The organism is Armatimonadota bacterium, assembly GCA_022563855.1.
Classification (GTDB): Bacteria; Armatimonadota; Fimbriimonadia; order Fimbriimonadales; family Fimbriimonadaceae; genus JADFMN01.
Map to the genome: position 1 here is coordinate 167735 of JADFMN010000005.1, position 20375 is coordinate 188109.

The 20375-nt window shown below is 60.7% G+C and carries 18 protein-coding genes, 1 tRNA gene and 1 pseudogene; 6 read left to right on the plus strand and 14 right to left on the minus strand.

Going from position 1 to position 20375, the window contains the following annotated elements; translation table 11 throughout:
• The first annotated feature begins 76 nt into the window (after window positions 1-76).
• Entirely contained in the window at window positions 77-1339 is a 1263-nt protein-coding gene (locus tag IH944_08365; protein MCH7904564.1) for a PDZ domain-containing protein, read from the plus strand.
• On the opposite strand, the gene IH944_08370 is transcribed toward IH944_08365, so the two are convergent.
• The 6 genes from IH944_08370 to IH944_08395 form a co-directional block, all read right to left on the minus strand.
• A complete protein-coding gene (locus IH944_08370; protein ID MCH7904565.1) occupies window positions 1336-2607 on the minus strand; it encodes a hypothetical protein in 1272 nt (423 codons plus the stop codon). The two genes, IH944_08365 and IH944_08370, sit on opposite strands and share 4 nt — an antisense overlap.
• 3 nt (window positions 2608-2610) lie before the next feature.
• Window positions 2611-3462 (minus strand): ABC transporter permease, encoded by an 852-nt coding sequence (locus IH944_08375; protein ID MCH7904566.1) that lies wholly within the window; start codon window positions 3460-3462, stop codon window positions 2611-2613.
• Complete coding sequence (locus IH944_08380) at window positions 3455-4462, minus strand: ABC transporter permease (protein MCH7904567.1); 1008 nt, start codon at window positions 4460-4462, stop codon at window positions 3455-3457. The genes IH944_08375 and IH944_08380 overlap by 8 nt, the downstream gene beginning before the upstream one ends.
• Window positions 4459-5952, minus strand: a complete 1494-nt coding sequence (locus IH944_08385) for an ABC transporter ATP-binding protein (GenBank protein MCH7904568.1) — start codon at window positions 5950-5952, stop codon at window positions 4459-4461. The genes IH944_08380 and IH944_08385 overlap by 4 nt, the downstream gene beginning before the upstream one ends.
• Window positions 5949-6818, minus strand: coding sequence for an NAD(P)-dependent oxidoreductase (locus IH944_08390; protein ID MCH7904569.1), 870 nt, complete (start codon window positions 6816-6818; stop codon window positions 5949-5951). The genes IH944_08385 and IH944_08390 overlap by 4 nt, the downstream gene beginning before the upstream one ends.
• A gap of 147 nt (window positions 6819-6965) precedes the next feature.
• Window positions 6966-8513: a glutamate--tRNA ligase gene (locus IH944_08395; GenBank protein ID MCH7904570.1), complete on the minus strand. Its 1548-nt coding sequence runs from the start codon at window positions 8511-8513 to the stop codon at window positions 6966-6968.
• Between the two features lie 117 nt (window positions 8514-8630).
• Here IH944_08395 and IH944_08400 point away from each other — a divergent pair, with 117 nt between their 5' ends.
• From IH944_08400 to IH944_08415, 4 genes are read left to right on the plus strand one after another with little or no spacing between them, the layout of a single operon-like run.
• On the plus strand, window positions 8631-9185 hold the full coding sequence (locus IH944_08400) for a DUF4339 domain-containing protein (GenBank protein ID MCH7904571.1): 555 nt from the start codon (window positions 8631-8633) through the stop codon (window positions 9183-9185).
• Window positions 9186-9238: 53 nt separating this feature from the next.
• Window positions 9239-9790 (plus strand): peptidylprolyl isomerase, encoded by a 552-nt coding sequence (locus IH944_08405; protein MCH7904572.1) that lies wholly within the window; start codon window positions 9239-9241, stop codon window positions 9788-9790.
• Window positions 9790-10764 carry an ABC transporter permease gene (locus IH944_08410; GenBank protein ID MCH7904573.1) on the plus strand — a complete coding sequence of 325 codons (975 nt, stop codon included), beginning with the start codon at window positions 9790-9792 and terminating at the stop codon, window positions 10762-10764. Before IH944_08405 ends, IH944_08410 begins: the two co-directional genes overlap by 1 nt.
• Complete coding sequence (locus tag IH944_08415) at window positions 10761-11564, plus strand: ABC transporter permease (protein ID MCH7904574.1); 804 nt, start codon at window positions 10761-10763, stop codon at window positions 11562-11564. The genes IH944_08410 and IH944_08415 overlap by 4 nt, the downstream gene beginning before the upstream one ends.
• Here the strand turns inward: IH944_08415 and IH944_08420 are convergent.
• From IH944_08420 to IH944_08445, 6 genes are read right to left on the minus strand one after another with little or no spacing between them, the layout of a single operon-like run.
• Window positions 11561-12814 (minus strand): S41 family peptidase, encoded by a 1254-nt coding sequence (locus IH944_08420; GenBank protein ID MCH7904575.1) that lies wholly within the window; start codon window positions 12812-12814, stop codon window positions 11561-11563. The two genes, IH944_08415 and IH944_08420, sit on opposite strands and share 4 nt — an antisense overlap.
• Window positions 12811-14100, minus strand: coding sequence for a PDZ domain-containing protein (locus IH944_08425; GenBank protein MCH7904576.1), 1290 nt, complete (start codon window positions 14098-14100; stop codon window positions 12811-12813). The genes IH944_08420 and IH944_08425 overlap by 4 nt, the downstream gene beginning before the upstream one ends.
• A 12-nt stretch (window positions 14101-14112) precedes the next feature.
• Complete coding sequence (locus IH944_08430; protein MCH7904577.1) at window positions 14113-14577, minus strand: RpiB/LacA/LacB family sugar-phosphate isomerase; 465 nt, start codon at window positions 14575-14577, stop codon at window positions 14113-14115.
• A complete protein-coding gene (locus IH944_08435) occupies window positions 14574-17375 on the minus strand; it encodes a hypothetical protein (protein MCH7904578.1) in 2802 nt (933 codons plus the stop codon). The genes IH944_08430 and IH944_08435 overlap by 4 nt, the downstream gene beginning before the upstream one ends.
• An 18-nt stretch (window positions 17376-17393) precedes the next feature.
• The gene (locus IH944_08440; protein MCH7904579.1) at window positions 17394-18230 is read right to left on the minus strand and encodes an S-methyl-5'-thioadenosine phosphorylase; all 837 of its coding nucleotides are present in this window, start codon (window positions 18228-18230) and stop codon (window positions 17394-17396) included.
• The gene (locus tag IH944_08445; protein ID MCH7904580.1) at window positions 18227-19102 is read right to left on the minus strand and encodes an ABC transporter substrate-binding protein; all 876 of its coding nucleotides are present in this window, start codon (window positions 19100-19102) and stop codon (window positions 18227-18229) included. Before IH944_08445 ends, IH944_08440 begins: the two co-directional genes overlap by 4 nt.
• 91 nt (window positions 19103-19193) lie before the next feature.
• Here IH944_08445 and IH944_08450 point away from each other — a divergent pair.
• Window positions 19194-19269: transfer RNA gene (locus tag IH944_08450), tRNA-Trp, on the plus strand.
• A 49-nt stretch (window positions 19270-19318) separates the two neighbouring features.
• Here IH944_08450 and IH944_08455 read toward each other — a convergent pair.
• Together IH944_08455 and IH944_08460 are read right to left on the minus strand one after the other, a co-directional pair.
• Window positions 19319-19825, minus strand: a complete 507-nt coding sequence (locus IH944_08455; protein MCH7904581.1) for a tyrosine-type recombinase/integrase — start codon at window positions 19823-19825, stop codon at window positions 19319-19321.
• Window positions 19826-20056: 231 nt separating this feature from the next.
• Window positions 20057-20251: pseudogene (locus tag IH944_08460) on the minus strand (hypothetical protein).
• Between the last annotated feature and the right edge of the window lie 124 nt (window positions 20252-20375).

The following is a 20375-nucleotide window of genomic DNA, read 5'->3' on the forward strand; positions in this document are numbered from 1 at the left end:
GGCGGTTCGTGGCACCATTATAGTTAGTAGCGACGTACTTTGTAGTAAGGGCACGGCGCACGGAAAGGACACATATATGAGGTTCAGCACACTCTTTCGCATGACGCTGGCGACGGTGGTCGCTTCGTTGATCGCAACCCTGGCGTTCGCGCAGTCCGAAGGCGAAGCCCAGCAGGACAAGGTTTCTGAACGCGAAAAGGAGCGTGTGCTCACGGCGATGGAGAGAGTGATCACGCGAATGGCGTACGTGCCAGGAGTGGACTTCGGCGAATGGCCCACGATGATCGAGGAGTACCGCGAGCAGATAGACGAAGCGACTACGCGCGGCGAATTTGTCACGGAGGTGAATCGGGCGTTGCAGAACTTCGGGTTCAGCCACATCGTCCTGTTCTCTCCACAGTCGGCGCAGCGGCGATTCCAGCAGGAGATGGTCGGAATCGGCGTGCGGATTCAGCAGGAGGAGAACGGAATTCGCGTCGTGCGCGTGTTCGAAGACGGCGCAGCGGCGAAGGAGGGCGTCCGTGTTGGCGACCTGCTGTTCGAAGCGGACGGAAAACCAATCCGGGGGCCGCTAGACTTGGCTGGAGAGGAAGGCGAGCCAGTTACGGTGAAGATCAACAGGGACGGCGAGATATTGGAGAAGACCCTCGTGCGAAAGAAGTTCTCGCTGATCATCCCGGAAGAGCTGAAGTGGGTGGAAGATAACGTCGCCCATCTGATCGTTCCGTCTTTCGATGTGAGCTATGATCGTAAGCGTCTGCAAGGGTTCATCGCGGAGGCCAACGACGCGGAAATGATTATCCTCGACCTGCGTGGCAACGGTGGTGGGCGCGTCGCAAACCTCTTGCACCTAGCGAGCTTCTTCCTTCATCGCGAAGAGCCGCTCGGCACTTTCATCGACCGGACGATGGAAGCAAAGTATCTGGAGGACACCGGCGAAGAGGCGAAGGATATTTTTGCCATCGCTGAGTGGAGCACACAAAAGGTGCGACCGCTCAAACGGAACATCGAACCGTTCGACGGGGAAATCGTCGTGCTGGTCGACGGCGCATCCGCCAGCGCGTCCGAGATGATGGCCGCAGCGCTCCGAGATCATCGCGGGGCTCAAATCATCGGGTCTCGCACCGCTGGAGCCGTACTGGCATCGATGATGCAAAGGCTGGTGAACGGATACTTGCTGCAGTTCCCCTTGACTGATTACGTGACGCTCTCTGGGCTGCGAATCGAGGGGAACGGCCTTGAGCCGTCTATCGCAGCGCCGCCTCACCGTTTCGGCGAGCCAGACAACGGCGTCGAACAGGCTCTAAAGTGGTTCAACAACAGGCGCGTGGCCGCTTAGCGGGTCCGTGAGAGCAGAACCGTCGCGTCGGACCATTTCGTTCCGGCCGGGATCGGAATAGTCGTTTTGGAAGCGCTATTCGGTGCTGGCAGATATCGAAAACGTTGCTCGCCGAGCACACGAGGTCGGTCTGACTCCACGTCGATCGTTTGGCTGCTGATCACCATGCCCGTGTCGTTCCTATAAATCAGATTGATCTCCCGACCTTGCCCCTCGGCGGTCAGCATCGTACACTCGTTGCCGTCGATCTTGATCGAGCCGGACACGCGTACTTTCTGGCCGTCGCCGAGCCACTTTCTGTACGGATTTGCGTTCGTCACTATCAACTTTGCGGATGGATCTACCCTCGTTCCCATATTTCCGATCACGTCGATCACTTCGCGGAAGTTGAGCTTTGCACTGAGGTATCTGCCGGACTGGAGTACGTGGATGCGCAACGTCGTCCCGTCGTAGCTCCAGTCGAGAGTTTCATCCTGCTGGCGAATGTCGTTGCCGTTGATCCAAACAGAAACCATTGCGCCGTCGGAGACGACTTCGTATGCGATCTTAGTCAGCTCGTCATATGCGGCGAAGAGCTTCACCGTCTTCTCTTCGGCGTCCTTGTTCGCGTATGTCGGCGGTCTGACGCCCGGATCAAACGTTGGAATGCGATACGCGCCTTCTGGCGGCACGAACTCCAGCCGCCCAGCCGGGGTCGTGAAATCGAACGACCAGTCAAGATCGCTCCCGTCCGTCCTGAACTCCATCTTCGACAGCAGGAAGGTCTTGCGATCTGCGTGCACGGAGATCCTGCCGCCCTGTCCTTCGTGGTTGAGCACGATCTCTCCACGGACGTTCGATCGAGTCCAATCGTTGAACTGGAACTTTCCCTGGAACCACTCGGAGACGCCGTCTGGATCCAGAATTGCATAGACGATCCCCTCAAGGGTGTCATCGACCGTCTTCAAACGCGCGCCGAGCGTCCCTCCTGTCGGCAAATCAGCGACGACGTACTGCATAAGATCGGCGAGGAAGAACGTGCTGTGCCTAGAATCCACAGCGATCTGTCGAACGCCGGTTCCGGGATTCTGATCAACGACGACGCGCGCCCGATCCGGTCTCGAGTAATGAATCTCGAATTTTGACGAGTAGATCTCGCCCTGCTGGCTGTGACTCATTACCGCGCTTACCGTCGCCGAGTCCAGCAGCGCGTGACTCCGGCCAACGCGTCCGAGAGCCAGGCTGCCGGGCGAGGAGACTGCTAGGACGATTGAGGCGGCGGCGAACATGCGTTAAGGCTTTCCTAGACCAGCGGGGGCCTTGTTCCTTCCCAAAAATCCGGCAAGGGCGACCACCGTTACTAGATAGGGTAGCGCGTTCCAGAACTCGGCGGGTAGGTTTGCGCCAAAAATCGCCTCTCCTTGAAGCAAGATTTGCAGGGCCGCGAACGCTCCGAAGAGCACGCACGCTCCCAAAGTCCGCCACGGCTTCCAACCGCCGAGGATCAGGGCGGCGAGCGCGATATACCCTTTCCCAGCCGTCATGTGGTCTGTGAAGCTCCCGGCGTTGCTGACGAGCAGGGCTCCGCCAAGGCCCGCCAAGACCCCCGTCGCGATCAAGGCGAGGTATCGAATCTTGACCGGGTCAAGACCCATCTGGCGCGATTTATTCGGATCGTTTCCGACCGCGGTGAGGTGGTTGCCGCCGCGCGTCTTCCTCAAATAGGCGGCGATCAGCGGTACTGCAAGAATCGCTATCCACCAGTATACGTTGACGCTGAAGGCCGTGGTCTTCTCCGATAGCTCCGGCAAGGTCTTCGAGAGAAAGCTGGTGCCGCCGAGCGCAAGCGCGTTGATGCCCATGCCGCTGACGATGTGATCGATGTTGTACGCCTGAGTTAGCAGCGCGTGCAGCAGACTCATGAGGACCGCCGATCCGACTCCGGCCCCCAAACCAAGCGCCGCGCTCCCCGTCTGGACGCCGACGAGCGCAGTGATGCACGCAGAGGTGAGCATCGTGCCCTCAAGCGCAATGTTGATGACGCCAGATCGTTCGCTGAACAATCCGCCCAGCGCGGCAAGCACGAGGGGCGCGCTGAGAGTGATCGTGCTGACCAAGAGCACAACGATCCAAGGGTCACTCATGCGACGGCCTCCTTCTGTACCGGAAAACGGCGAACACGATGATGATCAGGCCCAGGAGGATGCCCGCCAGCCCCTTGGGAACGCCGATGAGTTGAATCGCCGCCGTCCCCTTGCTGAGGGCTCCGAACAGCAGCGCAGCCGGTATTACGCCGACCGGCGATCGACCTGCGAGCAGAGCGACCCCCAGCGCGTCGAATCCGCGCCCGGCGGCGAAGTCTGAGAAGAACCTGTGGTCATAGGCCAGCACTTGGAACGCGCCTGCCAGTCCGGCGAGCGCCCCGCTCGCAACCATCGCCCGCACCGTGACGCGCTTGACGTTGACACCGGCGACCGCCGCCGCAGTCCTGTTCGCCCCAGTCGCCCGCAACTCGTATCCGGAGACTGTGCGTTTGAGCCAGTATGCGGCGAGAATAACGATCAGAAGCGCGAGCGGGAACGCTAAGTTCATCAAGAACGGAGGCGAGTCGATGACGGCAGGGATGTTCGTGGCTTGATCGAGAACCTCTGTCGTGGCGCTTTCTTGCCCAAGGTCTCTAAGAGGCTCTCGCACCAAGTAAAGCGTCAAGAACAGCGCGACGCTGTTCATCATGATCGTCGTGATCACTTCGTGACCGTCGCGATACGCCTTGATTGCGCCGGCGGGCCAGGCCCACAGGCCGCCTGCAACACACCCGGCCAAGACCGCGAGGCCGATGCCGAGCGCGTTCGGCACGAGCAGGGCGACGTACGCAGCGGCGATGCCGCCGACCAGCAGCTGCCCCTCGGCCCCGATGTTGAACAGTCCAGCCCGTAGCGCAATGTAGACCGCCAAGCCCGCCAGCAGCAACGGCGTGGTTTCCTTGAGGGTCCCAGAAATCGCGCGCCAACTGCCGAGGCTGCCCATGAAGAGCTTGACGCCGACGTCCCCGGGGGCGACGCCGGTTAGTTGCAGAACGAGCACGACGAAGATGAACGCACCGAGCACGAGGGCGATCTGCTTCCAGCCGAGCAATTTCGTCATGCGCCCACCATCAGCCGCCCGATCGCCTGTCTATCGTGCTCGTGGCCAGGACTCGGCTGTAAGATCTCGCCGCCGTTGATGACGAGTACGCGGTCGCAGTTTTCTAGCAGCTCGTCGAGGTCGAAGCTGACGACGAGCGCGCCCGCGCCGCTTCTGCAGAGCTTGCGAATCTGCGCGTAAACCTGCGCGGCTCCGTCGATATCAAGCCCGCGCGTCGGCTGGAATGCGAGAACGATCGACGGGTCGAGTTCGAACGCCCGAGCAGCCACGAACCGCTGCTGGTTTCCGCCGCTGAGCGAGCTGATCAGTTTGGTCAAGCCTGCGTGTTTGGTCTTGAACCGCCTTGTAACCCGCTCGGCAAGCGCTTGGCCTTCAGCACGATTGATGAGCCATCCGTCGCTGACCGGAGCAAGCCGATGGAGACCGAGCATGGCGTTGTCGATAAGGTTCCACCCCTCGATGACGCCCTCAGCGTGGCGGTCCTCTGGGATGAGACGGAGCCCTGCGGCAATGCGAGCGGTCGGTCGCATGCCTAGAAGAGACCGGTCGTTCAACTCGACTTCGCCAGCCGCTGCCTTGCGGAAGCCGATCAGCGCGTGGAACAGTTCGCGCTGGCCGTTGCCGTCGACGCCTGCAAGCCCCACGACTTCGCCAGACCTAATCGTAAAGCTCGCCCCCTTGACAGCGTCGTCGCCGCGATCGCCCTTGACGACCAGGCCTGTTACACGCAGCAATTCGCCGCCTAGATTCAGCGGGGTCGGCTCGTCTGCCGCGAGCGTGTGCCCGACGATCAGCTCCGCCAGTTCGGCCGGAGTGGTCTCGCCGACGACAAGGTCGGCGACCTTTTCGCCGCCTCGTAGGACGGTGACGCGATCGCAGTGCGCCATTACCTCCGGCAGTCGGTGCGTCACGATGATGATCGTCGCGCCTTCGACTGCCAGTTGGCGCAAGCTTGTGTACAGCGCATCGGAGTCCGCAGGCGAGAGCATAGCGGTCGGCTCGTCCAAGATCATGATCTCGGAATCGCGCCATAGCAGCTTGACGATCTCGAGCTTCTGGGCTCCGGAAGGGCTCAGCGATGCCGCCAGCGCCGTCCAGTCAAACTCGAACCCCATCCTCTTGGCAAGCTTGGCTGCTCGCTCTATCGAGCGCTTTTCCGAAATGAAGACGCTTGGCTCGGCGCCGAGCATGAGGTTTTGCAGGCAGGTCAGCTCGGGAATGATGCTGTAGTGCTGGCTGACCATGCCGATGCCGTACGCGATCGCGTCCGCCGCGTTCCGCCACGTCTTCTCTTCGCCAGAGATCTCGATAGTTCCGCGCATCGGCCGGAGCGCGCCGTAGAGCACTCGCATCAGCGTCGTCTTGCCTGCGCCGTTCTCGCCGATGAGAGCGGAAATATGACCGGCTTCGACTTGGAAATCAACGTCCTGCAGCGCCTTGACGCTGCCGAAGTGATGAGTGATGCCGCGCAGGTTGACGGTCGGGATCATGAATCGCCGTCAAGCTCCATGAGCACTTCGTAAAGCGCGGCGGTCGTCCACTCCCCGTGTCCGCTCTCCTCTAGCTTTTGCAAAAGACGATCGACGAGTTCCGTACCCGGCAGGGAAGCGCCGATCTGTGCCGCCGTCTCGACGCAGTAGCCAAAATCCTTGCGCTGATTTTTCACCGTGAAGCCCGGCGACCAGTCGCCATCAAGGATTCTCTGACCGTAGTTGTCGAACGCCCAAGAGCCTGCCGCGCCGCCAGCGAGCAGCTCGCGCGTTTGCGCTATGTCTAAGCCTGCTTTCTTGGCGAAAGCAAGCGATTCGCAAAGTCCGAGCAGCGACCCTGCCACGGCGATCTGGTTGGCCATCTTCATCGTTTGCCCCTTGCCCGGACCGCCGACCAGGGCGACGTTCTTGCCGTACGCCTCCAAAACCGGCTTTGCGACTTCAAACTCTTGCGCGCTGCCGCCGCAGAAAATCGTTAGCGTGCCCGCCGTTGCGCCCTTCGATCCGCCGGTGATCGGTGCGTCCAGAAACCGTAGACCGGCATCTGCCATCTCGTCGTGCAGCCGCTTCGTCGCTTGCGGCTGAATTGTGCTGTGATCGATGAACAGCGTGCCCTTTTCAGCGCCTCCGCGCATTCTGGAAAGACAGCTTTCGACGTCCTCTGTCTTGCTCACGCAAAGGCAGACGACGTCGCAGTTCGCCGGCAGTTCCTCCAGCGTTGAGGAAACCCGTGCGCCTCGCGCAGCCAGTTGCTCGGCTTTGGCAGCGGTGCGGTTCCAAACTGTCAGGTCGTGGCCAGCCGCCAAGAGGTGACCGGCCATTGGGCTGCCCATCACGCCGAGCCCCACAAATCCAACGCGAGCCATGGTATTGGATTTTAGCCGGTTCCCGTTCTATGCCGACGGCTGGCTTGCTGTGTTGCTAGACCGATGCGCTCGTCCGATAGGTCCTATAAGTCTTATGCGACCTAGCCTCCCTCTGCGGCAGGCTGGTGTGGAGCCAGGGCAACTGGCTCAAGGCAGCAGCTTCTTGGCGCGCTCGACGCGCTTGACGATACGCGCAGGCCCGAGGAGCGACATCAACTCGAAGAGGCCGGGGCCGACGGTCTTGCCTGTGAGCGCGACGCGGGTCGGGTGGACGACCGGGCCGAACTTCTCGACCCCTGCGCTCTCCATGAATCCGCGCAGGATCGACTCGCACTCTTCGGCGGACGTTTCCTTCTTGCCGTCGAAAGCCGTGGTCAGGTGATCGAAAAGAGCCCGAACGTGGTCGTGCTTGAACCACTTATCGACCGCCTTCTGCTCCATGTCAGGGCTTTCAACGAAGAAGAACTTGCACGCTGGGCCGAACTCGGCAAGGTTGGCGACTCGCTCTTGCTCCAGGGTGATCGCCCCCTGTACGTAGTCGAGGTCTTCTACAGTGACCAGCAGCTTCATGCCATCGACGTTTTCGGCTGGCGTCGGTTTGCCCTTAGCTGCCTGGTGGTCGGGCTCGCGCCCAGCCCAGTACTCTTGGTTCTCGTCGCACGACGAGTAGTCGCGGACCATGCTCGCCAGCGTGCCCGCGTCCATCGCACGGATGTAGTGGCCGTTCATCCAGTTGAGCTTGTCGAGGTCGAACACGCCGGGCGACGGCTGTATGCCCTCGATGGTGAACGCCTCGGCCATCTCGTCCATGCTCATCACCTCGCGGTCGCCGCCGGGGGACCAGCCGATCAGCGCGATGAAGTTCGAGATCGCCTCGGTCAGATATCCGGCTCGCCGGAAGTCGAGGCACGCGGTGTCGCCGTGCCGCTTGCTGAGCTTGCTGCCGTCCTTGCCCTTGATGATCGGCACGTGGATGAACTCGGGCGGATCCCAGCCGAGCGACTTGAAGAGCGTGACGTGCTTCGGCGCGGAGCTGATCCACTCCTCGCCGCGGAAGACGTGCGTGATGTCCATCAGGTGGTCGTCGACCATCGCCGCGAAGTGGTAGGTCGGCATGCCGTCGTTCTTGATGAGCACCGGATCGTCGACGAGGTTCGAGTTGATCTCGACGCGGCCACGGATCGCGTCGTTCAGCACGATCGTCTCATCGCGCGGGATCTTCAGGCGGACGACGCCGGGCAGACCGGCCGACCGTGCCTCCTCAACTTTCGCGCCAGAGGCGTCGCGCCAGACGCCTCCGTAGTAGCCGATCGGCTGTTTGTTGATCTGCTGGTACTCGCGCATCTCCTTCAGCTCTTCGGACGTCTCGAAGGCCCAGTAGGCGTGGCCCGACTCCAGCAGGCGGTCGAAGATCGGCTTGTAAATGCCCCTCTCCTTCCGCTCGCTCTGGTGGTAGGGGCCGTGGGGGCCGCCCTTGCCGACGCCCTCCTGCCACTCGACCCCGATGTACAGCAAGCTCTCGATGATCTCCTCTTCGCACCCCTCGACGAACCGGGCGCTGTCGGTATCCTCGATGCGCAGGATGTGGACCCCCCCGTGGTGCTTGGCGAAAAGGTGGTTGAAGAGCGCGGTCCGGATGTTCCCGACGTGGGGGCTCCCGGTCGGGCTAGGTGCGAATCGGACGCGGACGGACATCGCCTCTGAAGATACCAGGAGGCTGGCCTGCGGAATGGCCCAGGTACCCGGTCGACCGTCGCAACGTGCAATGCACTTTGGCGGTATCAGTTAAACTGCACAAGAGACCCACGTTTCATGAGTGAAGAGCGCACCAACCCGGAATGGTACTACGTAGGCCACTACGGACAGTTGGGGCCGCTGACGCTCGAGCAGATGTGCGAGCTTGCAACCGACGGTGTCATCGCGCCTGAAACGTACGTTTGGCAAGCAGGAATGAGGGACTGGGAACAAGCGCTACAAGTCGACGATCTTCGTGGCTACGTGGGTGCAGAGGAGCCACCGGCTACTCCTCCTCCGTCGCCTGGCGCAGGATCACGAAACCCACCACCGATGCCGTCAGCCACGTCGGCCGTGCCTACAGGCACGGTGCTGGCGACCGCCCTGCCCCGGCAAGATTGGCAGTACATTCAGGCCCACCTCCCCAAGAGCGACCGGAGTCGGGTTGTGGGTGGATTGCTCAATTTCATACCGGGAGTTGGCCGCATGTATCTCGGGTACGCGGCTCACGGCGTGCTACAGCTGTTCTTGGCGCCCTGCATTATCGGCTGCGTTTGGGCCTGGATCGACGCGATCTACATCCTTTCAGGCGGACTCAAGCTAGATGGGTACGGCCGACGCCTGGATGAGTGAACCCGCGTGCCGAATCGACCCTTGAGACGTCATACTACAGGAAGAAGGCAGCCGTGTTTAGATCGATCATTCTCCTGCTGTGCGTGTTGGGCGCCTCTCTTGCGCTTGCCCAAGCGTACAAGCCCAAGCCCGGAGAGACGGTGATGAAACTCACTATCGAGCGTCGCGGCGACGTCTTCATTCTGCTGCATACGAAGCAGGCTCCCAAGACGACTGCGCAGATCATCAGGCTGGCCAACTCCGGATTCTACAACGGACAGAAGTGGTTCAAGGTGCTCAAGGATCCGAGGCCGTTCTTGGTCCAGTTCGGCGACCCGGGATCGAAGACCAAGCCGATGAACGACCCGAGTCTCGGCAACGGCGGCTCTGGGACGAAGGTCGCCTATGAAGAGACTGGAAAGAGAAACGTCACGGGTGCCGTCGGCCTGGCGAACAAAGACGGCGACCGAGACAGCGGGGACAGCCAGTTCTACATCCTGTTGGGCGACTACGGATTCTTGGACGGCAAGTACACGGTGTTCGGGCAGGTCGTTTCAGACATGGACGTCGTTCGCGGGATCAAGCTGGGCGATAAGGTAACTTCAGTCGTGATTCTTCGCGGCTGATGACTGTCCCAAAGACGCTTCGAACGCTTCGCAATATCATTCTGCGGCTTCTTTACGGCGCCGTCAGCCTGCTGTTCATCATCTTCATTACGTTCATCGCGGACGAAATGGTGCCTGGCGACGCCGCGACGATTCTCGCCGGCGACAAGGCGACGGAAGCCCAGGTCATTCGCCTTCGCAAGGCGATGGGACTTGATCGTGCTTGGCCGGTTCGATTCGTCGAATACGTCGGTGAGATTTCCCACGGCGACTTTGGGAAGAGCTACCGTGCGCCGTACGAGCCGGTCGTCGACATTGTGAAGCGCGACCTGCCGATGACCGCGAAGATCGCCGGCTGCGCAATCCTGCTGGCAAGCGCGATCGGACTGGTGCTGGGAACGTTCGCCGCGTTGAATGAGAATCGAGCGACGGACCGCGTCGCGCTCAGCCTGAGCACGCTGGGGGTGACTCTGCCAAATTTTGTGCTGGCGCCGCTCCTGGTGCTCGTTTTCGTGGAGTGGCTCGACTACTTGCCGCTGAGGTGGCAGGTTCCGGAGCTACAGGTCGCGCCGCAGATTTACTACTTGATCCTGCCGGTCGTGGTCATGGCTGCCCGGCCGGTGGCCATGCTGACCAGGTTGACCAGGGCGAGCATGCTCGACACGCTCCAGCAAGAGTTCGTTCGGCTCGGCATCGCCAAGGGTGTGCCAGCGTTTCGACTGTACTTGGTCCACGCGCTGCGCAACGCCATCCTCCCCGTGCTGACAGGCATCGGTACAAGCTTTGGCTATCTTCTTACCGGCTCGTTCATCGTCGAGAGGTTCTTTCTGTTGCCGGGGCTCGGGCGAGAGGCCATCGAGGCGATCCAGCAGCGCAACACGCCGGTGATCATGGCCTGCGTGATCGTAACGGGGGCGATGTTCATCGTGATCAACTTGGTCGTGGACATCGTACAACAGCTCGTTGACCCTCGCATTCGGGAGTCGCAAATATGAAAAAGCGGCTCGATATCCTGTTTTGGTGCGGCGTAGGTTTCCTGTTCCTGATCGCCGTGCTGGCGTTGTTCGGACCAACGATTCGGTACGATCCGGTAGCGCTCGGCGAGAAATTCTTACTGCCGTCGGGCGAGCATTGGTTGGGAACGGACGAACTGGGGAGGGACGTTTTCGCGCGGGTAGCGTACGGCGCCCGCATGTCGCTGTTGGTCGGCTTTGTGGTGCAGATCGCGGCTCTGATCATCGGGATCACGCTTGGAGCGACTGGGGTTTTCGCACCGAAGTGGATTCGGGTGCCGGTCTTGCGGTTAACCGACGCGATGTTCGCGTTCCCGGACATCCTGCTGGCGATTCTGATCATCGGGATATGGGGGATGGGGCTAGCGCCGGTGATCATCGCGCTGTCGGTAACCGCTTGGCCTGCGGTTGCGCGCCTAGTGCGAACGCAGATGGCCAGCCTCAAGGACAGAGAGTATGTCATTGCGTCTCGGGCTCTTGGGGCCGGGACTTTCTACCTCGTCATCAAGCACATTCTGCCGCACTTGTGGGGGATCGTCCTGGCGGTTGCGATGATCGATATGGCTGGCATCATCCTGGCCGAGAGCGCTCTGAGCTTTCTCGGAATCGGCATTCAGTCGCCGACGCCCAGTTGGGGGAACATGATCAACCACGCGCGGGATCAACTCGACTCGCACCCGATCATGTTGCTGTGGCCGTGTCTCGCTCTGAGCCTAACGATCTTTGCGCTGAACTTCGTTGGTGACGGGCTGCGGTCGCTCATCGATCCGAAAAACCGTTAACGCCGGTTCTTCTCTTCGATCAGCTTGATGGCAGCTTGCAGCACTACGTCGCTCTCTGGGTCGCCTATTTCCCAGAAGGTGCCCAGGGTCGCTTCGGCAAGAACTTGCGGCTTGATTCCACCGGACACGTACACTCCGTCGGCATCGACTTTACGGCTGATGTTCTCTCCGCTCGGCAGGAAGTACCGTCCGTTCGTAATCTTGGCGGTGCTCAAATCGCGCAGGAGGATGACGTTTTGAACCGAGGCCTTTCCGTACGTGTGCTCGCCGACGATGGTTGCCAAGTGATAGTCGCGCAAGACTCCCGAGAATATCTCAGCGGCGCTCGCGCTGTTACGGTTGACCAGTACGGTGATCGGATAGTTGATTCCAAGCGTCCGACCGCGCCGCGTGAAAAGGCGTTCGCCGCGGCTGCCTCTCCGCTTCAACGTCACGGCAAGCTTGCGGTCCACGAACAAGCTCAGCATTTCGACCGTGATGTCGAGCAGACCTCCGGGGTTGTTTCGCAGATCGATGACCAGTCCTGCGGGGTCTCGTCCGTCCAAGCCTTGCAGGATGGTCTTGAACTGCTGGGCAGTGGGTTCGCCGAACGAGTCGATCTTGATGTACGCAACGTTTGAGTCCGGCAAGATTCTGCCGTCAACAGTCGGCACGACCACGTAACCGCGAACGATGCGAATCTCGATTGGCTGGGCGACTCCTTCGCGCATAACGGTCAAGGTAACGGCGGTGCCTTCGTCTCCTCGAACAAAGTCGACGATCTGGTCGACCCCCATCCCGCTGACGTTGAGATCATCGACCTTCACGACGATGTCGCCGACCTGCAGCCCGGCGCGATCCGCTGGACCGTCCTTGAACACGGTCACTGCCTTCGCGCCCAGATCGTCCCCTCTAAGCCGAGCGCCAACGCCCGCGTAATTGCCACTTGTTTCTATCGCGAAATCTTCCGCTAGCTCCGGCTCCATGAAGACCGTGTGCGGATCTCCTAGAGATGCCAGGAGACCGGTCATGCCCGCATGGGTCAGCTGTTGCTCGTCCACCGGCCTGTAGAAGCTGCTCAGGATGATGTTGTAGTGTCGTTGGAACAGTTGCGTCGGCGTCTCCGTCGAGCTGAAGTTGCCGGTCAGCAGTTTGCGGAAGGCGGCAGCAGACGGAGCAGATCCCTTCCGAACGTCTCGCCACGAGAAGCCTAGCGAGAAACAGAGGCAGAGCGCCACGAAAACGGTGAACGCCTTGGAGACCAGCTTCACGACGTGACCTCCTCGGAGCTGATGTCTGTGCTGAAGGTGCCCGTTCGAAGTACGTAACCCACGCCCGTGGGCAATGTAGCGACGCGGATCCACGCAAGATCTCCTGCGGTCGCAGGTCCGCGCAGCTCTGCCGATCCGTGCGCTGAGAGCGCTAGCGCGAACACCTCCGCCGCGCCGCGAACGCTGCCATCGACGTGCAGCACGATTTCGCGGCCTTTAGCGGTTCCAGTGGACTCAAGAACCGTTGGCTCGCCGGGCTTTTCTCTGCGGATCGCGCCGTAAATTCCTGCAGGCGCGAGCAAGTTCAGACACTCGGTCATGACGCCGAAGTCGCCTTGACCGCTGTTTCGAAGATCGATCTCGATTCGACCGTTCGGTACTCCGGTTCGTCGCAGCTCTTCAGCCGCACCCTTGAAAAACCTAAGCGTCAACCGGTTTCCGTCCCAGCTGACAGCAGGAACTTTGGTCAAGCTCTTGTCGATCGTCGCCGTGAACTCGTCTTCTCCGCGCATCCATTTGAGAGCCACCTGACCTGACTCCCCGGCGCTGAGCTGTTCAATCGCTCTAGGGGCCGAGATCGCCTGCTCTGCTTTCTCAATCAGTAGCAGGGCTAGCTCAAGAAACTCTTCTGGGGTCAAGTCTCCAGCGTCGCGGTGCCCCCGAAGCTCTCGCCAGTAAAGCGCGTCGTCCGAGCTTGGAATCCACTTGCCGTCGACGGACAGTATGAGGTCTCCGACCTGGAGGCCAGCCTGTTCCGCTGGACCGCCTGGCGCGACCGCTGAGACTATGAGATCAGGGATGAGAATCTCCCAGTCCACGGCGGAGTCGCTGTCCTGCAGCAGATCTCGACCGCCGATCAACTGGCGTTGCGCCTTCTCCAACTCCTCTTCGTTGTAAACGAGCCGCAGCTCGACGCCGATCCCTTCGAACTCGCCTCGCAACCGCCGAGAGTACGCCCGAAACCGCTCGGTGTCCATGAAGAAGCTGCTGCTGTCTGCGAGGTTGGCAAGCATGCTGCGGATCGCGCCGACGGCGAGGGAGTCATCGTGTTTGACCGGATCGACGAACTCTTTCTCGAGCAGCATCGAAAGCTGATAGAACATCTGGGCCTCGGGGATGCTCGCCGCCGCTCCAGGCGCCACGATGCCAGCCATCGTTATCGAACCACCGATATCCACGCCCGGACCGGTGTCCATGCGGGCGCGCAACAGCGCACCGCCGGCTACCGCGAACAGGGCGCAGAGCAATCCGCTGGTTGCCAATAAGTTGCGTTTGACGTGGTCCATCGATATTAGCCGTTACTCTTTCTTACAACTCGAAGCCAGTTGACCGTTCCCATCAAGCTTACGAACCCGGCGAATGCGCCTTTCAGCTGTATCTTCGGGCTCGCTCAAGAAGCTCTTCAGGATTTCGACCGACGTTTCCTCATCCGTCATCGATTGACCCAGACATAGAACGTTGGCGTGGTTGTGCTCGCGGGCCAGCCGCGCCATTTCCGCCGATACGCAGTGCGCGGCCCGAATTCCCCGATGCCGGTTGGCGCGCATACAGATCCCGGTCCCTGTACCGCACACAAAAACACCGAACTGGGACTGGCCGGCCAGTATTGCGTCGCACGCCTCGTCGGCCGCGTCTGGATAGTCGTACGCGTCAACATTGGGAGCCCCGACGACGGTTACCTCGTGGCCGTTTTCGGCAGCCCACGACGCGAGCTTGGTTTTGAGCGCGTATCCGGCGTGATCAGAGGTCAAGATTATTTTCATGCGGCATCCGGCAGTTCGATGTTCTTGATTCGGACAAGCTCTTTTAGAGCAACTTGCACGAGCGGGTCGGGATCGTTCAGCGTGTTCTGGATTTCAGCGAGTTCGACCGGGCCTGGTTGCGTCGCGAACGCTCGTAGACAGGCGGCGCGCACCCTTGGGTCGGGGTCGATCACGGCTTGTCTGAGAGCCGAGCGGTAATACGGCTGCGCCCGATCCGCCATGTGCTCGAGCAAGAACAGTCGGACGAAGACGCTTTCGTCTCGGATCCCGTGCAACGCCTGCGACCGCATCGACTCGTCCGGAGAATCGATCAGCCTGCGATACGCATGCGCCCGAACGGTCTCGTTGTTGTCGTTCACTGCCGTCCACAGCAGGCGGCGAGAGAGCAGCTCATTGCCGATGTCGGCGTGTTCGACGATCGCAAGCCTGACTGTTGCGTCTCCGTCGTTCAGCGAGACTGCGGCGTAGATGACAGTGTCCTCGGGATTCAGAGTCTGCAAGGAGCGAGCGGCTGACCGGCGGGTCCGCCAACTCCTTCTGCTAAACGCCCTGTTCAAGATCAGCGCCGTCTCCTTCTCCTGTTTGTCCTTCAATGCCTCTGCAGCAAATCGGACGTTTGTGTCGAACGGTCCGGCAACGCATCGCTCGCCGATGACCTTCCAGGCAGCCGTCGTATCTTGAAATCGAAGCGCTTGGATCGCGAGATATGCGATCGCTGCCGAGCCGCTGGAGGCGTATCGGGATATTGCCGGGACCATCTCTGGCGCCAGCGCTCGACCGAGAACCGCAAGCGCGTTTAGGACGTCGGCTTCGCGTCCCACTTCGAATGCCGTCTCGAGTTGCTCGAGGTGAATCGGTTGCAGCAAGGAGGGGAGTCCGGCCAGCAAGCGCGCGGTGCTTGGTGCGCGGTCGCCGCCGATTACTTGCTCGCCTGCGGCCAGAGAAATTGCGCCAATCTTGATGCGATTTCGTTCGCCCCCGGCTCGCTCGAACCGGTTACCGAGCGGTGGCGGACCAACTCGGATCTCGCTGACTGCAGTAGCGGCATAGGGGCTGAGATCCAACCGATGCTCTGTCCAGCCAGATCCAGCGACATGGCCTAACGACGTCACAGAATACGGATACGCGGAGGTCTCCGCCGGTCTTTCGGAGTTTGCCAACACCGAGTAAGCTGACACCGTCTGTCCGTCTTCGCCGATCAAGTAGATTCCGTAGTTCTCACGCCCCTCAACGCTGACCATCATGGCTAGTGTTTGACCCAGCTGGCAATAGAACAGAGCCTGGCCGCGGTCGTCCTTGCTGACCGTTGCAAATCCGCGCCTGTGTCGGTTCGGCTCGGTGACAACTACAATGGGATTGAAGGCTGGATCGCTCTGCAATTCGGCGGCAAAGCTGCCCTGGGCGTAGGCGGTGATCGGCAACGCTGCTCTTGGTGATCGGATAGGCACGATGAGCATCGCAGCTATTTCCGGCGCAGGCATCGCGATCGCTGCTTGATCCGTCTCGCCGGTCATCGGCGCTGACAGCTGAACTGCCACGCGAGGCCGCGCTCCTGGCCAGAGCTGCACGTAGCCGTGCGCAGTTGCGGCGCCATCTCGCTGGGTTAGGAACAGCCCGAGCATCTGTGGCTCGACAAACGCCCATGTCAGATCGCCAGATCGTACGCTCGATATACGACCGCCGGTCCACGAGGCAGCATCGCGGAACCCGACTAAATCTGTGACCGCCGTCGCTGGGATTCCCGCTACGGCCTCTTCCCAGTCGCTGGCCGAAATTGCTTGCGGGGTTTGGAGCCTGCTGGGCCCCCATCTGGACACAGCCCTATTTCCTGCTGCCAACAGAGAATTGGAGAGCCCCGCGTCGTGTATCGCCGGATACTGGGGCAAGTCCCTGCCCGTAGGAAGTGAGACGGTTGCGGCTCCAGGGTGCCCGCCCCGTTGGGCGTTGATCATCACGTGCTGAACCCACGCCTCGTACAGCTGAATGGAGAGTGCCTCCCCAGGACTCCGGTCTGTGAAGGTGACGTAGCTCACCGACGTGAGCGGTGTTTCGCCGCTCAGAATCGTCGCGGTCGACTCTGCCAGCGCGGCATGGATCACGAACGCGGAGGAGTACGGACCCCGATACTTGCCGTCATCGGATTCCCAACTGCCGCTGTTGATTCGTACGCCAAAGTCCTCCGTCAGCCATCTGCCGCCGGCTAGATCGTTGTCATCGAGCCCGTCGCCGTACGAAAACTCATTGAGCACGCCGGGCTGATTTCGGAACTCCGAACTCCTGCCGCTGGCGGACTCCAGAAAGACGAGGTCGTCGTCGATGGTCACGTCGAGAGAGATCCGAAGCGACGATCCTGCTGCAGCCTCGGCGATCGCCTTGAACTGCGCGAGAGACTGCAGAATCGTCTCAACGTCTTTCAGGTTCAGGGAGCCGCGGCGCTGCTGGACGTACCCGTCCTGTCCGTGGTCGAGAATGGTCACGCGAGTCGAGATGTACACCTTGACCGGGTACTCCGGTGCGCCCGAACGAGTGCGCTCGCCCTGCAAGAACGCTGCCGCTACATCTTTCCAGCCGCCATCGATCCTGTACCGTCCGGCGAGGTTCAAATCCGTGCCAAGCGCGTACTTGAAGCCGTCTAACTCGTAGTGGGGCGTCTCTGCGTTGAATGGGCCTCCAGACGCTGGGACGGACATGGTGATCGAGCGACCACCGATATCGATTGTTCCAAGCGTGACCTGGTCGTCGACCACTGAAACTGGATTGCCGACCGCTGAAGCGAGGACTAGAATCGCGTGAAACATCAGTGCCTATCGTAGATTCTAGTCGAATATGCGCACGTCATACTCGGATATCGCGTGTCCGTCACCGCGAGTGAACTGCAGACCCTCCGCTGTCGAGAACACCGAGAGGTCGTCTGGCATGCTCTTGATGAGGTCGAGAACGACCTTGGTCGCGTTGGCGGCGTTCTTTTTGAACACCTCCAAGACGTTGTGGGCAGTCACCGCTTCCGCTCCGACGACGACGCCGCTGTCGTAGTCGGTCACGAGCCCAAAGTTGACGACCCCCATTCCGAGTTCGTGGCAGAGGTACCCCTCGGGGTACTGGGTCATGTTGATGATGTCCCAGCCCATCTTCGTGAACCATGCGCTCTCCGCCTTGCTCGAAAACCGTGGCCCTTGGATGACGACCACCGTCCCAGTTTCGTGGCAGGCGATTCCGTTCGCCTTGATGGCCTCGATCGTTAGACGCCGAAGCTCTGGGTGGTAGATGTCTGCAGCAGAGACGTGCGTCGTTATCGGGCCGTCGTAAAACGTTTCAGGGCGGCCCTTTGTGCGATCGACGAACTGATCGGTAACCAGAAAGCTGCCGGGGGCGATCCGCTCCTGAAGAGAGCCGCACGCGCACGGGCTGACCACCGCCTTGACGCCGAGGCTGTGGAAGGCCCAGACGTTAGCTCGGTAGTTGATCATATGGGGCGGGATCGTGTGCTTTCGACCGTGGCGCGGAAGAAATGCGACGCGCTTCCCGCCAACGCTGGCCAACATCACGCTGTCACTCGGCGGACCGTATGGGGTGTCCACCTTGATCTCCGTCACGTCGTCCAGCAGGCTGTAGAACCCCGAACCCCCGAACACGCCAATTTCGGCGGCGCTCACTTCTGTCCCTCAGATCCGCTCAAAGACATCAAACCTGAAAGGATGTCGATCATCATGTCCACCCTCTTTCCCGCGCGCAAGAGAATGGCCGGTTCCTCGAAATCGAACACGCGCTTGTTCCTGATCGCGTTCACCGTCGTGAATCGCTCGTCTGCCAGGATGTCTGCCGCGTTCTCCGCAGAAATGATGATGTCTGGGTTTTCGACGATCAGCGTTTCCAGATTGAGCGCGACGAACATGGAAGCATCCGGCCCGACTGGCGATCCGCCTACAGATCGAACGACATCGGCTTGGAAGGTGTTTTTCCCGGCGATCATGTAGCCGCCTTCTCGATCGCCGATGACGATAGCTACTTTCAGAGTTGGATTGCCCGCGGAAAGAGCTGTGTTCCGGGCCGTGATCACCCTGTCGAGGTACTTCGAAATGTTCGATTCAAGTCCGATCTTTGACGCGAGCCGGTACGAGTAGTCGATGAATTCGTCTAGCGTCGAGGCCTCCATCGGCATCATCTCAAACCCTAACTGCTCGATTTTGGCAATTTTCTCGTCGCTGTACAGGTTGCTGTCGAAGATCACGAGGTCCGGTTTTATTGTCTCCAGCTTCTCGTAGTCGATTTCACCGTTGTCGACGACGACGATGGCTCTTCTAAGGCCGGCCGGGAAGTCGCACGCCGAGGTTCGGCCTTGCAACAGTCCCATTCCGCCGTTCCCAGCGACGAGTTCGGAAGTGCTCGGGCTCAGGCTGACAAGGACCGAATACGACTTCGCCTGCGGCGTCCGGCCAACGGGCGTTTGCTGCCGACAAGCGTTCAGCGCGAGCGCTGCCAGAACGAGCGCTGCCAGAACGGATATCACGCCGATTCGTAGAAACATATGTCTATTCTGGCCGAACACTAGACGATCCTGCCGGACACCAGAGGGCTCGGGCATGGCATGCAAGTTGCGGTATATTCTGACGATCCACAGGGGTATAGCTCAGTTGGTAGAGCAGCGGTCTCCAAAACCGCAGGTCGCGGGTTCGAGTCCTGCTGCCCCTGCCATTATTCGAACCTAAAACGAGAGATCAGCGTTCCCCGGATCGCGATCTGTTCATACTTTGTTCATACTATCGACCTGTCGATGCAGCTCTGCGCGGTCGATCTGAGCGTAGCTGTTCTGGACGGACTCGACGCTCTTCATGCCCGCCGCCGCAGCGACCTTCACGTCGTCCATCAGGCCAGCGCGTAGCTCGGTGATCCGCAGGTGCTTGAGGTCGTACAGGTGCCTGACTGTCAGTCCTGCGTCCTTCTGCGCCTTCCTCCACTGCTTGCTGACCCAAGTCTCGCTCCACGCGCGTTCTGTGCGCTTTGACGGGAATACGAACATGCTCGTCTTGGGCAGTGCGCGGATAGCCTGTGCGGCGACGCTGGGCACTGGGATCGGCTTCTCTCCCGACGGCCGCTTGGCGTTCTGTTTGCGCACGAACATCATGTCGCCTTCTTCGAGCTCGCTCCAAATCAATTCCCTCGCGGACTTCGGCCTGATGCCCGTGTAGCGCAGGAGAATCAGCAGCGCGCGATCGACTCGGCCAGAAGCTCCGGCGACTCCGCAGGCCAAGACCAGCCTGCACCCGCTTGAGGACCTGCCGGTAGGGGAGGTAGGGGGTCTTCTCCGCCTCCGTTTCGAGGGAGGCGAAGCGTTCCAGGATATCGACGCCGGCCGGGCCCTGCAGGGCAGCCTTGAGCGCCGATAGGATGCCGGCCTCCCAGTTGATGAGCGTGCCGTAGCAGTCGAAGGTCACGACTTCGACTGCTACGGCGCAGGGCCGCGCGCGGGATCATAAGCGGCTCACGAACTACAGGACAGCATAGAACACCCCGCTCGGTTGCGCGCCCAGTCCGGGCGGCGCTGCGCGTACTGCTCGCTGCCGAATTGGTCATCGTAGGGGCGACGCAACACATCGAGCAAATCCCGGATGCCCGTATCGTCACCCTGCTCAGTGCGGTCGATCGCCTGCTGCGCCAGATAGTTGCGCAACGCCCAGCACCAGGCTCGCGGTGGAAACGATACCGTCGTTCGCGCCCAATACCGCAGCGCGAAGCCAGCCGGTACGTTCAGTGCGGAGTTGTTCCCAGTGACGTGGATGCATTATGAAATTCGGCTCTTC

Bases quoted from the DNA above. Each gene is read 5' to 3' on its own strand.
- IH944_08380 (MCH7904567.1), bottom strand. From the start codon at position 4,462: ATGACGAAATTGCTCGGCTGGAAGCAGATCGCCCTCGTGCTCGGTGCG.
- IH944_08430 (MCH7904577.1), bottom strand. From the start codon at position 14,577: ATGAAAATAATCTTGACCTCTGATCACGCCGGATACGCGCTCAAAACC.
- IH944_08385 (MCH7904568.1), bottom strand. From the start codon at position 5,952: ATGATCCCGACCGTCAACCTGCGCGGCATCACTCATCACTTCGGCAGC.
- IH944_08395 (MCH7904570.1), bottom strand. From the start codon at position 8,513: ATGTCCGTCCGCGTCCGATTCGCACCTAGCCCGACCGGGAGCCCCCAC.
- IH944_08445 (MCH7904580.1), bottom strand. From the start codon at position 19,102: ATGTTTCTACGAATCGGCGTGATATCCGTTCTGGCAGCGCTCGTTCTG.
- IH944_08365 (MCH7904564.1), top strand. From the start codon at position 77: ATGAGGTTCAGCACACTCTTTCGCATGACGCTGGCGACGGTGGTCGCT.
- IH944_08375 (MCH7904566.1), bottom strand. From the start codon at position 3,462: ATGAGTGACCCTTGGATCGTTGTGCTCTTGGTCAGCACGATCACTCTC.
- IH944_08390 (MCH7904569.1), bottom strand. From the start codon at position 6,818: ATGGCTCGCGTTGGATTTGTGGGGCTCGGCGTGATGGGCAGCCCAATG.
- IH944_08425 (MCH7904576.1), bottom strand. From the start codon at position 14,100: ATGGACCACGTCAAACGCAACTTATTGGCAACCAGCGGATTGCTCTGC.
- IH944_08415 (MCH7904574.1), top strand. From the start codon at position 10,761: ATGAAAAAGCGGCTCGATATCCTGTTTTGGTGCGGCGTAGGTTTCCTG.
- IH944_08410 (MCH7904573.1), top strand. From the start codon at position 9,790: ATGACTGTCCCAAAGACGCTTCGAACGCTTCGCAATATCATTCTGCGG.
- IH944_08370 (MCH7904565.1), bottom strand. From the start codon at position 2,607: ATGTTCGCCGCCGCCTCAATCGTCCTAGCAGTCTCCTCGCCCGGCAGC.
- IH944_08400 (MCH7904571.1), top strand. From the start codon at position 8,631: ATGAGTGAAGAGCGCACCAACCCGGAATGGTACTACGTAGGCCACTAC.
- IH944_08435 (MCH7904578.1), bottom strand. From the start codon at position 17,375: ATGTTTCACGCGATTCTAGTCCTCGCTTCAGCGGTCGGCAATCCAGTT.